Here is a 13,473-nt window from a genome sequence, read left to right as displayed (position 1 = left end):
CGTCGGCGTTCCTAGTCGTTCACCTTGAGCACGGCCAGGAAGGCGTCCTGGGGAATTTCCACCCGACCGACCTGTTTCATGCGTTTCTTGCCCGCTTTCTGCTTCTCGAGCAGCTTCTTCTTGCGCGTCACGTCACCGCCATAGCACTTCGCGGTGACGTTCTTGCGCAGCGCCTTGACCGTGGAGCGCGCCACCACCTGGCCGCCGATGGCGGCCTGGATCGCCACGTCGAACATCTGGCGCGGAATCAGTTCCTTCATCTTCTCGACCAGCACGCGGCCGCGCGAATGGGCATGGTCGCGGTGGATGATCACCGCCAAGGCGTCGACCCGGTCGCCGTTGATCAACACGTCCAGGCGCACCAGCTTGGCCGCCTCGAAGCGCTCGAAGTTGTAGTCCAGCGAGGCATAGCCCTTGGAGATGGACTTGAGGCGGTCGAAGAAGTCCATCACCACTTCGCTCATGGGCAGCTCGTAGGTGAGCTGGATCTGGCTGCCGAGGAACTGCATGTCGAGCTGGTTGCCGCGACGGTTCTCGCACTCCATGATGACGTTGCCGACGAACTCCTGCGGCACCAGGATGCTGGCACGCACGATCGGCTCGCGCATCTCATCCACGTCGGCCATGTCGGGCAATTTAGAGGGATTGGAGACGTACTTGACGTCGCCGTTCTTCATCGCCAGTTCATAGACCACGGTAGGCGCCGTGGTGAGCAGATCCAGGTCGTATTCGCGCTCGAGCCGCTCCTGGATGATCTCCATGTGCAGGGTGCCGAGGAAGCCGACGCGGAAGCCGAAGCCCAGCGCGTCGGAGTTCTCGGGCTCGTATTCCAGCGAGGCATCGTTCAGCGCCAGCTTCTCCAGCGCATCGCGGAAATCCTCGTAGTCGTCGGCGCTGACCGGGAACATGCCGGCATAGACCTGCGGCTTGACCTTCTGGAAGCCGGGCAAACGCGGCACATCCGGGGTCTTGGCGTGGGTGATGGTGTCGCCCACCGGGGCACCGTGGATATCCTTGATGCCGGCCACCACGAAACCGACCTCGCCGGCACGCAGGATGTTGGTTTCCTTGCGCAGCGGCGTGAAGATGCCCACCTCGTTGGCCTGCCAGTCACGCCCGGTGGACTTGATGCGGATCTTCTCGCCCTTCTTCAGGGTGCCGTCGAAGATGCGCACCAGCGAGACCACGCCGAGGTAGTTGTCGAACCAGGAATCGATGATCAGTGCCTGCAGCGGCCCCTCGGGGTCGCCCTTGGGCGGCGGAATGTCGCGTACCAGGCGCTCGAGCAGCGCATCGATGCCGAGCCCGCTCTTGGCCGACACCTGACAGGCGTCGGTGGCGTCCAGCCCGATGATTTCCTCGATCTCGTGGGAGACCTTGTCGGGATCGGCCTGGGGCAGGTCCATCTTGTTGAGGACCGGCAGCACCTCGAGCCCCTGCTCGATGGCGGTGTAGCAGTTGGCCACCGACTGCGCCTCGACGCCCTGGGCCGCATCCACCACCAGCAGTGCCCCTTCGCAGGCATACAGTGAACGCGACACCTCGTAGGAGAAATCCACGTGCCCCGGGGTGTCGATGAAGTTGAGCTGGTAGGTATTGCCATCCTGGGCCTGGTAGTCGAGCGTGACCGACTGGGCCTTGATTGTGATGCCGCGCTCGCGCTCGAGATCCATCGAATCGAGCACCTGCTCCTTCAGTTCGCGCTCGGAAAGCCCACCGCAGGTCTGGATCAGGCGGTCCGCCAGGGTCGACTTGCCGTGGTCGATATGGGCAATGATCGAGAAATTCCGAATGTGCTTCAGTTTTTCGTTGCTTGCTTCGTTGCTCATCTAGCCCAATCCGGTGTTCGACACGAGCGCGGCAGCGGCAGAGTCATCGGCGCCCGCTAACGTCATGAGAATTCGATGGCCGGTATTGTACCGGCATGACCCGAGGTTGGACAGCTCAGCGGCCTGAGCCCTGAAAAAACACGAACACCTCCCGCCAAGGCGGGAGGTGTCCTGTACTCGTCCGGCACCGGGTCGGTTCAGTCACGCCCCAGGCGCAACGCCACGAACAGGGAGCGCCCTTCGCGATACAGGCGCACGGGTACGGCGCGATCGGTGGGCAGGTTCGCAGCCAGTTCGCGCAGCTGCTCGGCGCTCTCCACGACGTGGTGGTCGAGGCTGACGATCACGTCGCCCGGCAGGATCTTGGCCTCGGCCGCCGCCCCGCGGGGGTCGACGTCACGCACCAGCACACCGCTGTCGATCCCGAGGCGCTGACGCTCGGCCTCATCGAGCTCGGCCACGGCGATGCCCAGCCGCGCCTGGGCATCCGACCCACCGCCGCTCGCCTGCTCGGACTGCTCGCTGTCGGGCCAGTCGCCGATGGTCACCGCGATCTCCTGGCGCTCCCCGTCGCGTAGGATGGTCAGCTCGGCTTCATTGCCCGGCGTGACCCGACCGATCAGGCGCGGCAGGTTGCGCGAGCGTTCGACCTCCTCCCCGTCGACTTCCAGCACGATGTCGCCCGCCTGCAGGCCCGCCTGTGCCGCCGGCCCCGCGGGGTCGAGATCGGCAATCAGGGCGCCGCTGGGGCTGTCCATGCCAAACGACTCGGCCAGGTCGCGAGACACCGGCTGGATCATCACCCCGAGCCAGCCACGATGCACGCGGCCGTCGTCGCGAATCTGGCTGGCCACGTCCATGGCCACGTTGATGGGAATGGCGAAAGACAGCCCCATGAAGCCGCCGCTGCGGGTAAAGATCTGCGAGTTGATCCCCACCACTTCACCATCCAGGTTGAACAACGGCCCGCCCGAGTTGCCGGGGTTGATCGCCACGTCGGTCTGGATGAAGGGTACGTAGGCATCACGCGGCAGCGTGCGGTTGATCGCACTGACGATGCCGGCGGTCACCGAATGGTCGAAGCCGAAGGGAGAGCCGATGGCGGCCACCCACTCCCCCACACGAAGCTCGTCGGAATCGCCCATGTTCAGCGTCGGCAGATCCGAGGCGTCCACCTTGAGCAGGGCGACGTCCGTCTGGGTATCGGCCCCGACCAGTTCGGCTTGCAGCTCTCGACGGTCGTTGAGGCGCACGAGGATCTCGTCGGCTCCCTCGACCACGTGGGCATTGGTCAGGATGTAGCCATCTTCACTGATGACGAAGCCGGACCCCAGCGACTGCCGCTCACCGCCCCGCCCAGGGCCACCGCCTCCGGGCGGCATCGGGAAGCGGTCGCCGAAGAAGTGGCGGAAGATCTCGGGTATCTCCTGGCCGCCGAACCCCTCGAAGCCCTGCGAACGATCCGGCATGGCCCGGGTGGTCGAGATATTGACCACCCCGGGAGCAGCCTGCTCGACCAGCTCGGTGAAGTCGGGCAGGTCACGGGCGAAGGCAGACTGCCACGACAGCAGCACGGCCAACAGCAGCGCCCAGAGAGAGAACTGTCGCGTCAACGGTTTCATATGAGCTCCTGCATCAGCTTAACGTCGTTTCAAGCGGTAACTAGGGAGCCACGCGTCGCTTTTCAAGGTGGCTCGTACTTGTTGGTGGCCAAGGATTCACGACGAATTGCACGTGACGGGGGCAATCACTCCGGCGACTCGCGCCAGGCCAGATTCTCCGCCACCTGCACGAGTACCCGTGGGGGCAGCTCGCCCATGACGACGACCTGGTGGGGCCGCTCGTCAGCCACCACGTGGCGCACCACGGCGAGTGAGATCCCCAGGCGATGCAGCCCGGGGATGAGCCGCTCGTGCCCTTCCTCGATCGGTTCGACGAACAGGCTGAGCGTCGAGAGGCCATCGCTGTAGATGCGATGTCCCACCGGCCGCTCTCGATCCTGCGGCTCCGCCTCGCTGCCGATCGGCTGGTCGACGAAGCCGTCGGGCAGCCAGGTGGGAAACCAGGACTGCCGAGGTGGCTCGCGGTAGTCTTCCAGTATCACCCCGCCCTCGTGCAAGCGTGGCGACTGTAGTTCGGTAAACTGGAATGTCTCGACGACTCGCCCACGGTCGTCGATGAGTTCGCGCTTCAGCGGTAGCGACGTCTGGGCGTCGAGCCACAGACGCTGGCCGAAGCGCATCCCGTCGAGCGGCTCGATGTCCAGGCGTACGGCACCACGGTTGGCGATGCGTTCGTCATTGCCCAGGGAGAGCCGGTAGTACTGGTCCACATGGCGCGCGATACCCGCCGGGGAAGCCGGCGCACTCTCATCGGCGCTTGACCAGTTCATGCGGCTGATGTGGCCGCTGCGTTCGAAGAACACCGGCGGTCCGTCGAGAAAACGCGCCACTTCTCGCTCGACCCCGTCCTGGATGTCTCGCGAGAGTGCCAGGGTACGCACCCCATCGATACCGATGCGCACGGCGCGTGCCTGGAACACGAGGCAATGGTTGGCCCATAGGCTGCGCTCGAACCACTCCAGCGGCGTCTCGGGCGGCTCCCAGTCGGCCAACTGACGGCAGTCGAACCGCCCGGCGTCGGCCTGCCCTGCCGGGGCTTCGGCAACGACAGGCGACAGATGGGTCAGAAGCGCAGCGCTGCTGAGGAGAGCCAGGCGCCTTGCGATACGCCTGCCTGCCATCAGCGCTGCCCCAGTGTCTCGTTACCCGAGCCGCGCAGCAGAGGCATCCACACATCGCCGCTGCGATAGGTCGCGCCTTCGGCGTGGCGATCGAGATAGGACTGCAGCAGGCGCGCCTGCTCCTGGTCGGTGCGCTGCGACTGGCGGGGATTGGGCGTCATGAACAGAGGGGAATCGAAGCTGGCTCCCACCGGCATCAGGCCGGACTGCCCGCCCGAGGCCGCCGGAGAGAAGAACGGCATGCCCACGGGGGTCGCCTGGCCGCCGCTTCCCGCCTGGGCGGCAAGGTTGCGCGGCGCCTGGGTGGCAGCGGAGCGTGCCTCGCTGCCCGCCAGTTGGGCATCGCCACCGCTCGTGGTGAAATCGCTGCCTTGGTAGAACTGCACCCCGCTGATCACCATCAGCGTGACGGCGGCGGCAATTCCCGCACTGCGGGCAAGGGGGTAGGAGCGGCGCGGTGCGATGCGCGGCGTCTCCATGGTGGGCGCCGGTTCGGCTTCCAGCCTGGCCATGATTCCGGCCGACAGGTCCGTGCTGACATCGATGTCATGATCCCGCCGCAGCAGGCTGCGCATCAGGTGATAGCGCCGCCATGCCTCCGCCGCATCCGGCTCGCTCTCGAGCGTCTTCAGCACTCGGCGCAGCTCGAGATCATCACCTTCGCTGTCCATCAGGGCAGAAAGCGATTCCCGTGCATTCTGACTCATTCCTCACACCCCCACATCGACAAGGCACCCTGCCTTGCTATCAATGATTCCCGGCATTCCCGACCGCACCCAACCGGAATGCCGACAGCCCATGTTGCCGCTGTCATACAGCAGTCAATGCTTCAGACGTCATCGACGCGAGACAGTTCAGCGTCGAAGCAAAAACAGTATCGAAAACTTCATTCCGTGATCGATTCCCGCGTACGCGATGTGGTCACCAGCGGCTGGATGTGCTGGTCCACTGCCTCGCGGGCACGAAAGATTCGCGACCGCACCGTGCCCACCGGGCACTGCATGATATTGGCAATATCCTCATACGAGAGCCCGTCGAGTTCACGCAGGGTGATCGCCGTGCGCAGATCGTCGGGCAGGTTCTCGATCGCCTCGAACACGGCCGTTTCGAGCTGGTCCCGGGCCAGCGACGACTCCGGCGTCTCGATGTCCGACAGGCGTCCGGTATGGTCGAGGATCTCGGCGTCGACGATGTCGAGATCGCTGCCGGGCGGCCGCCGCCCCTTCGACACCAGATGGTTCTTCGCCGTGTTGATGGCGATGCGGTACATCCAGGTATAGAAGGCGCTCTCGGCGCGAAACTTGCCAAGCGCCCGGTAGGCCTTGATGAAGGCCTCCTGGGCCACGTCCTGCACCTCGGCGTGGTCCTGGATATAGCGTCCGATCAACCCGATGATCTTGTGCTGGTACTTCTTGACCAGCAGGTCGAAGGCTCGCGTATCGCCTTTTTGTGCACGCTCAACGAGCTGTTGATCGGTTTCCCGGTTACCCATTCACGCTCCCCCAGGCAGGGGAGGAACCCCGAAGCGGGATGAGCGACGAATTCGTCGTTAGGTAGTCTGCATGCATGGTATCAACCTGGAGCCCGTTGGCCGCTGTAAGTCCCTGGACGTCATCGCCCGTTTCGACAAGTGTTCCTGTTTCTTGGCCGCGCATCAAGCCGGCCGCCATGCCGCCGGCGCTGTGACAACCAGGGGGCCGCCGGGTTCCGTTGCGATTGCGGATTTCTTCCTCGGCGGGTGTATAGTAGTTCATCCTCTTGCCATCAACGCACCACGACACAGGTAGCAACATGTCAGATCAGCAGGTCAGCAACCTCAACGTCCTGTCCCAGGACGTACTGATCACCCCCGAAGCCCTCAAGAACGAAATCCCCCTCGGCGACGTCGCCGAGAGAACGGTGATCGAGGGCCGCCGGACCATCCAGAACATTCTCGACGGCAGCGACCCGCGCCTGCTGGTGGTGATCGGCCCCTGCTCGATCCACGACGTCGATGCCGCCCTGGACTATGCGCGCCGCCTGCGTCGCCTGGCCGACGAGGTGAAGGACAGCCTCTATATCGTGATGCGCGTCTACTTCGAGAAGCCCCGCACCACGGTCGGCTGGAAGGGGCTGATCAACGACCCGCATCTCAACGGCTCGTTCGAGATCGAGGAGGGTCTGCACATTGCCCGCAAGCTGCTGGTCGAACTCTCCGAGCTCGGCCTGCCGCTGGCCACCGAGGCCCTGGACCCGATCTCGCCGCAGTACCTGCAGGACTGCATCAGCTGGTCGGCGATCGGCGCCCGCACCACCGAATCCCAGACCCACCGCGAGATGTCTTCCGGCCTCTCCAGCCCGGTGGGTTTCAAGAACGGTACCGACGGCAGCCTCGACGTGGCGATCAACGCGCTGCAGTCGGTGTCGCACCCGCACAATTTCCTCGGCATCAACCAGAGCGGGCAGGTGGCGATCATCCGCACCCGCGGCAACGCCTACGCCCACGTGGTGCTGCGCGGCGGCAACGGCAAGCCCAACTACGACAGCGTCAGCGTGGCACTGGCCGAGCAGGAGCTGAAGAAGGCCGAGATCAAGCCCAACATCATGATCGACTGCTCCCACGCCAATTCCAACAAGGATCCGGCGCTGCAACCGCTGGTGCTGGAGAACGTCACCAACCAGATCCTCGAGGGCAATACCTCCATCATGGGGCTGATGGTCGAATCCAACCTCGGCTGGGGCAGCCAGAAGATCCTCGACGATCATAGCCAGATGCAGTACGGCGTCTCCATTACCGACGCCTGCATCGACTGGGCCACCACCGAGGAGACCCTGACCCGCATGGCCCGGAAGCTCACCCCGGTACTGGCCGAACGACGCCGAAGCTAACGTCGACTGCGCTCCATCAGAGGCCCGCACATGCGGGCCTTTTGCTGGCAGCGCAGTACATCTAGACGCCATCGATCTCTCTCATGAACGGCGGCAGCGCATCGAGCAATGCCTGGCCATAGCGCCGGGTCAGCACGCGACGGTCGAGCAACGTGATGCGCCCCTGATCGGCCTCCTTGCGAATCAGTCGGCCGCAGGCCTGCACCAGCTTGATCGAGGCATCGGGCACGCTGATGCGCATGAAGGGGTTGCCGCCCCGGCTCTCGATCCACTCGGCCAGGGTCGCCCCCACCGGATCGTCGGGCACGGCGAACGGCAGCCGGGTGATCACCACGTGGGTCAGGTAGTCGCCGGGCAGGTCGATGCCCTCGGCAAAGCTGGCCAGGCCGAAGATCACGCTGCCCTTCCCGGCATCCACCCTCGCCCGATGGCGTTCGATCAGCTCGCGCTTGGGCAGCCGGTCCTGGGCCAGCACCCGCTCGCGCCACTTCGCCGGCAGCACCTTTTCCACCGCACGCAGCTGCGCCCGCGACGAGAACAACATCAGCACCGCCTCCTTCTCGCCGAGCCCGCTGACGAAATCGACGATGGCCCGCTCGTGGGCGTCGCGGTCGCCGGGGTCCACGGCCTCGCGCGGCACGCTGAGCACCGCGCGGGAGTAGTCGAAGGGGCTCGGCAGGCGCTGGTAGCGGTAGCGATTGGCCAGCCCGGCGCGTTCCTGCAGGCGCTCGAAGCGACCAAGCGCCGTGAGCGTGGCCGAGGTCACCACGGCACCGAAGCAGCTGCCCCACAGGCTCCTGGCCAGGGTCGGTGCCGCCGACACGGGGCTCGCCGAGAAGACCAGTTCGGGATCGCTGCCGAAACGCTCCAGCGTCAGCCAGCGCGCTCTCGGCGCCTCGCCTTCCATGTCGGTTTCAGCGTAGGCCTCCCACAGCCCATGCGCCTCCAGCGCACGGCCATGCAACAGCGCCAGCAGCGGCAGCCACGCTTCGGCCTGCTCACGCGGCAGCCCGGTGTGCTTGTCGGGATCGAGGCTCTCGCGCAGGATGTCGCTCATGGTTTCGAGCGTGCGCGAAAGCTCGGCGAAGCCCACCAGCAGGTTGCCCGCATGCTGACGCAGGGCCTCGGGAACGCGCCCCATCTCGAAGCGGTACTGGTGACTCTCCTCGCCCTCTTCCAGCCCATGCTGGCGTCCGGCCAGCTGGTGGCCGAGTGAAAAGGCCTCGCCCAGGCGCGGCTCCAGCGCGGCGATGGCCTCCGGCAGGCCGGCCAGCAGCCGCGCCAGGGTCGGCTGTATCGCCAGCGCCTGGTGGAGCTCGGTCAGCGACTTCTTCAGGTTGCCCAGCCAGCGCAGGGTGCCGTTGATACCCACCCGGTGGGCAAAGTGATTCAACGCCTTGTCCGGCAGATGGTGGCCCTCGTCGAAGACGTAGATGCAGTCGCCGGGGGGCGGCAGCACTACGCCGCCACCCAGCGACAGGTCGGCCAGCACCAGGTCGTGGTTGGCGACGATGATGTCGGCGCTTTCCAGGTCACGCCGGGCACGAAAGAAGGCACAGGCGCCGAAATGGCCGCAGCGGCGGTTGGTGCACTGGCGGTGATCGATGGTCAGGCGCCGCCAGTCGGGGTCTTCGATGGCTTCCGGCCAGCTCTCGCGATCCCCTTCCCAGCGGCCGCTGCCGTAGGCGTCGGCCATTTCCTGCACCAGCGCCTGGAAATGATCGCCGGCGCCCTGGGCCAGGCTCTGCTCGAACAGCGACAGGGTGGGGTTGTCCTCGACGCCATCCAGCGCCTGCTCCAGGCGGGTCAGGCAGACGTAGCGTCCGCGCCCCTTGGCCAGGGCGTAGTCGAAGTCGAGGCCGCTATGGGCCTTGAGGGTGGGCAGGTCCTGCAGCAGCACCTGCTCCTGCAAGGCGATGGTGGCGGTGGCCACCACCAGGCGCTTGCCCCTGGCCTTGGCCACCGGCAGCGCCGCCAGCAGGTAGGCCAGAGTCTTGCCGGTGCCGGTGCCCGCCTCGAGCACGCAGACGTGCTCGTCGGAGAGCCGCCGGCCGGCATCGTCGGCCTCGATGGCGCTGAGCGTGCGGGCGATCTCGGCGATCATCAGCCGCTGGCCGTAGCGTGGCGTCAGCCCCTGGGCCTCCAGCACGCGGCGGTAGGCGCCCTGTATCTCGCCCTTGAGGACGTCATCCAGCATGAGCGCTCCCTTTCGAGGCCGAAGGGACTTGCCCGGCATGTGCGAGGCCGGGGACAGGTCGAACAGGAGGTCTTTTGCCATGGATGGCAAAAGTAGCGCCCAGGGATGGGTTCACAGCGCCTCCTCGAAGACCTTGTCGACGGCCTCCCCGCCACGGCGGTACTGGCCAGGCAAGCACATCAGCGCTCAACTCAGCGAAACACGATGGTTTAAAGCAGCCCCTCGGGCGGATGCTCGCAGGGCAGCTTGTCCTGGATATAGCGCTCGATCTCGGGCAGCGAGAAGGCGTCCTCCTCGCCAACGAAGCTGATCGACACCCCGGTGGCCCCGGCACGGCCGGTACGGCCGATACGGTGAACGTAGTCCTCCGGATCCTCGGGCAGGGTGTAGTTGATCACGTGGCTGACATCCTCGATATGGATGCCACGGCCGGCCACGTCGGTGGCCACCAGCACCTGCACCTCACCCTCGCGGAAACGCTCCAGGGTCTTGATGCGCTGGTTCTGCGGCACGTCGCCGGAGAGCATCGCCACGTTCACGTCGGCCTTCTTGAGCAGACCTTCGAGCTTGCGCACCAGGTCGCGGCGGTTGCCGAACACCATCACCCGGTCGAAGCTCTCCTGCTTGAGCAGGTTGATCAGCAGCTTCGGCTTGTCGTCATCGCTGACCATGTAGACGCGCTGATCGATGTTGGCCTTGTTGTCGACCGTGACCTCGATCTCGACGTGGGCCGGCTGATGCGTCCACTGGCTGGCCAGGTTGAGGATGTCCTGGGAAAAGGTGGCCGAGAACAGGAAGGTCTGGCGCTCCTCCTTCTTCGGGGTATGGCGAATGATGCGCTTGACGTCGGGGATGAAGCCCATCGACAGCATGCGATCGGCCTCGTCGAGCACCAGGATCTCGACCTGGGTCAGGTCGACGTCGCGCTTCTCGTGGAAGTCGAGCAGGCGCCCGGGCGTGGCCACCAGAATGTCGAGCTTCTTGCCCAGGTGTTCGCGCTGCTTCTGGTAGTCCATGCCACCGACGACGCTGGCCACATTGAGCTCGGTGAAGCGCGCCAGGGCCTTGGCGTCCTTCTCGATCTGCAGCGCCAGCTCTCGGGTCGGGGCGACGATCAGCGCGCGCGGGGCACCGGGCTTCTGCCCGTCCGGCACCTCCTCCTCGAGGAAGTAGGCCAGGATCGAGATCAGGAAGGCGGCGGTCTTGCCGGTGCCGGTCTGGGCCTTGCCGACCACGTCACCACCCAGCAGGGTGTGGGTCAGCGCCTCGGCCTGGATCGGCGTGCAGTACTCGAAACCCAGCGCATGAATGGCACGCATCAGCGGCAGGGGCAGATCGAAGTCGTGAAAGCGCCACTTGCCCGCCACGGCAGGCACCTGAAACTGGCGCAGATCCCAGTTCGACTGGCGGCGGCGCGGCTTGCGACGACGACGCTTGGGCTTGCGGTTCTCGGCCGGGGCTGTGGTCTGTTCCGACTCGCTCATAGGCTGTATGTCTTGTCCGTAGCAATGGATGAACTTTGTACAGCCGCATATTGTACCAGCCTATGGCGTCGAGGGCGCGCCTCTTGCATTGGACTGGTAGAATGGCGCTTTGCTGCCACAAGACACCCATTGGAGCCAGGCCCGATGACACGCCGCAAGAAGACTCGCTCGCTGGCCGACAAGGTGACCATCCGCACCGGCAAGCGCAAGGACTACAAGAAGTGGCGCCACGAGAACCCTGACCAGGTAACCTCGTCGCGCCGCTTCACCCAGAAGAAGCGCCAGCAGCGCAAGCTGCAGGCAGCGCGCAAGCTGGCCCGCCAGGAACAGGGCGCCAGCATCGCCATCCATCCCGAAAGTACATCGACATCCAGCGAGGAGCGTGACGAGTGATACGCCTGGTCTCGTTCAACATCAATGGGCTGCGCGCCCGCATGCACCAGCTCGAGGCGCTGATCGCCACCCACCAGCCGCTGGTGATCGGGCTGCAGGAAACCAAGGTCCACGACGACGAGTTTCCCCGCGAGGCGGTCGAGGCCATGGGCTACCACGTTCACTTTCACGGCCAGAAGGGTCACTACGGCGTCGCGCTGATGTGTCACAAGGCGCTCTGCCCCAGCGGCCCGGAGGAGGTCTTCTTCGGCCTGCCCGGCGACGGCGAGGAGTCCCAGCGCCGCCTGATCGGGGCCCGGCTGCGCACCGCCGATGGCGAGACGCTGACCGTGTGGAACGGCTACTTTCCCCAGGGCGAGAACGTCGCCCACCCGACCAAGTTTCCCAACAAGCGCGAGTTCTACGCCCAGTTGATCCAACTGCTGCGCGAACGGCACCGCCCCGACGAGCGGCTGGCGGTGATGGGGGATTTCAACATTTCCCCCGAGGACATCGACATCGGCATCGGCGAGGACAACCGCAAGCGCTGGCTGCGCGAAGGCAAGACCAGCTTCCAGCCCATCGAACGGGAGTGGCTCGGCACGCTCAAGGCGTGGGGGCTTACCGACAGCTATCGCGTGCGCCACCCCCAGGCGGATGACCGCTTCAGCTGGTTCGACTACCGCTCCCGCGGTTTCGAACGCGAACCCCGGCGCGGGCTGCGCATCGACTACATCCTGGTCACCGATCCCCTGGCCAAGCAGGTGCGCGACGCGGGCATCGACTACGACCTGCGCGGCATGGAACGGCCTTCGGATCACGCCCCGGTGTGGACCGACTTCGACATCTGAAGTCCTGATATCTCGCCCCGCAAGGGAAGCTTCTCCCTAGCGGGTCGAGAGCCAGCGCGGGTCAATCTCTTCTCCACGACGCTGCGCCTGCTGCATGGCCTGCCGGGCCAGCTCGGGCCGCCCCCAGGCGTGCGCCAGCAGGCCCAGGCGCCGCCAGTCCTGGCCTTCTCCACTGCGCCGCGCCAGCACGTGCCAGGCCTCGAGCGCGCGCTCGCGATCGCGGGCCGCTTCCCAGGCGCGAGCCAACAGACGCCGATTGTCCTGGGTGTCGGGCAGTGCCCCATCCTCCAGCGCCACCTGCAGGTATTCCGCGGCCCGGGCGGGCGTGCCGGCGGCCAGGTGCAGCTCGATGCGCTGGCGTAGATCGTCCTCCCCTGCCAGCACCCCGAACCGCCAGCCGGCCTCCCAGATCGCCGCGGCCCGTTGCGCGTCGCCCAGCCCCTGGGCCAATGCCGCCGCCCGGCGCCATGCGGCGGGCTCGGCCTGCGCGTTCAGCGAAGTTTCCAGGCTTTCCAGCGCCTGCTCGCCGCGCCCGGCACGCTGGAACACGGTAGCCGCCAGCGCCTGGCGGCGCTCGCCCGGGGTCGGGTCGGCGGCCAGGGCGCGCTCGACCCACGACGCCGCTTCCTCCCAGCGCTCGAGCTCCGCCAAGGCACGCGCCAGGCGCCAACGGTCGTCGGGGCTGCCGTCATGTCGCTGATGCCAGTCGAGCCACAGCGTTACTGCCTCTTCCGTCTGGCCGGCCGCCAAGCGCAGCCGGGCCTCTTCCTGCAGCCAGCGGTCACGCTGCGCCTGCGGTGCCTCCTGGGTGCGTCGCGCCTGGCGCAGTTGCTCGGCGGCTGCTTCGTGCTGCCCTACTCCGGCCGCGGCACCCGCGGCCAGTTGACGATACAGGGCGCCGGCCCAGCGGTCGGCGGCATTGCCACCTTCGAAGCGCTGCGCCTGGGCACGAGCACGCTCGGCCACCCGCTCGTGTTCGCCTTGCCGTAGCGCCTGCTGGAGCCGCTCCAGGTCGGCGATGATATCGCCGGAGAGCGCCGGCGCCTGGGCCGCTGCTATCGGCGCGACCAACAGCCCCGCACCAATGACGAGACCACAAACCAGGAGATTTCGTAAGGCACGCATCGCC

The 13,473-nt window shown here is 66.1% G+C and carries 11 protein-coding genes; 3 read left to right on the top strand and 8 right to left on the bottom strand.

Features of this window, described 5'->3' with window-relative positions:
• Positions 1-11: 11 nt before the first annotated feature.
• From lepA to rpoE, 5 genes are all read right to left on the bottom strand, one after another.
• Positions 12-1,829, bottom strand: coding sequence for a translation elongation factor 4 (gene lepA / locus HNO51_RS07840; RefSeq protein ID WP_197450507.1), 1,818 nt, complete (start codon positions 1,827-1,829; stop codon positions 12-14).
• 197 nt (positions 1,830-2,026) lie between these two features.
• Entirely contained in the window at positions 2,027-3,451 is a 1,425-nt protein-coding gene (locus HNO51_RS07835) for a DegQ family serine endoprotease (protein ID WP_209538877.1), read from the bottom strand.
• A 125-nt stretch (positions 3,452-3,576) separates the two neighbouring features.
• Complete coding sequence (locus HNO51_RS07830) at positions 3,577-4,572, bottom strand: MucB/RseB C-terminal domain-containing protein (RefSeq protein ID WP_197450505.1); 996 nt, start codon at positions 4,570-4,572, stop codon at positions 3,577-3,579.
• The gene (locus tag HNO51_RS07825) at positions 4,572-5,279 is read right to left on the bottom strand and encodes a sigma-E factor negative regulatory protein (protein WP_197450504.1); all 708 of its coding nucleotides are present in this window, start codon (positions 5,277-5,279) and stop codon (positions 4,572-4,574) included. Before HNO51_RS07825 ends, HNO51_RS07830 begins: the two co-directional genes overlap by 1 nt.
• A gap of 179 nt (positions 5,280-5,458) precedes the next feature.
• Positions 5,459-6,064, bottom strand: a complete 606-nt coding sequence (gene rpoE, locus HNO51_RS07820) for an RNA polymerase sigma factor RpoE (protein WP_197450503.1) — start codon at positions 6,062-6,064, stop codon at positions 5,459-5,461.
• A gap of 299 nt (positions 6,065-6,363) precedes the next feature.
• On the opposite strand from rpoE, the gene HNO51_RS07815 reads away from it, so the two are divergent.
• Entirely contained in the window at positions 6,364-7,440 is a 1,077-nt protein-coding gene (locus tag HNO51_RS07815; protein ID WP_197450502.1) for a 3-deoxy-7-phosphoheptulonate synthase, read from the top strand.
• A 61-nt stretch (positions 7,441-7,501) separates the two neighbouring features.
• On the opposite strand, the gene dinG is transcribed toward HNO51_RS07815, so the two are convergent.
• Both dinG and rhlB read right to left on the bottom strand, forming a co-directional pair.
• A complete protein-coding gene (gene dinG / locus HNO51_RS07810) occupies positions 7,502-9,637 on the bottom strand; it encodes an ATP-dependent DNA helicase DinG (RefSeq protein WP_209538876.1) in 2,136 nt (711 codons plus the stop codon).
• A gap of 209 nt (positions 9,638-9,846) precedes the next feature.
• Positions 9,847-11,121, bottom strand: a complete 1,275-nt coding sequence (gene rhlB, locus HNO51_RS07805) for an ATP-dependent RNA helicase RhlB (RefSeq protein ID WP_197450500.1) — start codon at positions 11,119-11,121, stop codon at positions 9,847-9,849.
• 144 nt (positions 11,122-11,265) lie between these two features.
• Here rhlB and HNO51_RS07800 point away from each other — a divergent pair, with 144 nt between their 5' ends.
• Entirely contained in the window at positions 11,266-11,514 is a 249-nt protein-coding gene (locus HNO51_RS07800) for a hypothetical protein (protein ID WP_197450499.1), read from the top strand.
• Entirely contained in the window at positions 11,514-12,344 is an 831-nt protein-coding gene (gene xthA / locus HNO51_RS07795; RefSeq protein ID WP_197450972.1) for an exodeoxyribonuclease III, read from the top strand. The genes HNO51_RS07800 and xthA overlap by 1 nt, the downstream gene beginning before the upstream one ends.
• A gap of 36 nt (positions 12,345-12,380) precedes the next feature.
• Here the strand turns inward: xthA and HNO51_RS07790 are convergent, their stop codons facing one another.
• Complete coding sequence (locus tag HNO51_RS07790) at positions 12,381-13,469, bottom strand: tetratricopeptide repeat protein (protein WP_209538875.1); 1,089 nt, start codon at positions 13,467-13,469, stop codon at positions 12,381-12,383.
• Positions 13,470-13,473: the final 4 nt, after the last annotated feature.

Source organism: Billgrantia sulfidoxydans (genome assembly GCF_017868775.1).
Classification (GTDB): domain Bacteria; phylum Pseudomonadota; class Gammaproteobacteria; order Pseudomonadales; family Halomonadaceae; genus Halomonas; species Halomonas sulfidoxydans.
The sequence above is the reverse complement of the archived record's forward strand: the minus strand, read 5'-3'. Positions and strand labels throughout refer to the sequence as shown.

Excerpts from the sequence above, each read along its gene's own strand:
- lepA (WP_197450507.1), bottom strand. The coding sequence starts at position 1,829 with ATGAGCAACGAAGCAAGCAACGAAAAACTGAAGCACATTCGGAATTTC.
- HNO51_RS07835 (WP_209538877.1), bottom strand. The coding sequence starts at position 3,451 with ATGAAACCGTTGACGCGACAGTTCTCTCTCTGGGCGCTGCTGTTGGCC.
- HNO51_RS07830 (WP_197450505.1), bottom strand. The coding sequence starts at position 4,572 with ATGGCAGGCAGGCGTATCGCAAGGCGCCTGGCTCTCCTCAGCAGCGCT.
- HNO51_RS07825 (WP_197450504.1), bottom strand. The coding sequence starts at position 5,279 with ATGAGTCAGAATGCACGGGAATCGCTTTCTGCCCTGATGGACAGCGAA.
- rpoE (WP_197450503.1), bottom strand. The coding sequence starts at position 6,064 with ATGGGTAACCGGGAAACCGATCAACAGCTCGTTGAGCGTGCACAAAAA.
- HNO51_RS07815 (WP_197450502.1), top strand. The coding sequence starts at position 6,364 with ATGTCAGATCAGCAGGTCAGCAACCTCAACGTCCTGTCCCAGGACGTA.
- dinG (WP_209538876.1), bottom strand. The coding sequence starts at position 9,637 with ATGCTGGATGACGTCCTCAAGGGCGAGATACAGGGCGCCTACCGCCGC.
- rhlB (WP_197450500.1), bottom strand. The coding sequence starts at position 11,121 with ATGAGCGAGTCGGAACAGACCACAGCCCCGGCCGAGAACCGCAAGCCC.
- HNO51_RS07800 (WP_197450499.1), top strand. The coding sequence starts at position 11,266 with ATGACACGCCGCAAGAAGACTCGCTCGCTGGCCGACAAGGTGACCATC.
- HNO51_RS07790 (WP_209538875.1), bottom strand. The coding sequence starts at position 13,469 with ATGCGTGCCTTACGAAATCTCCTGGTTTGTGGTCTCGTCATTGGTGCG.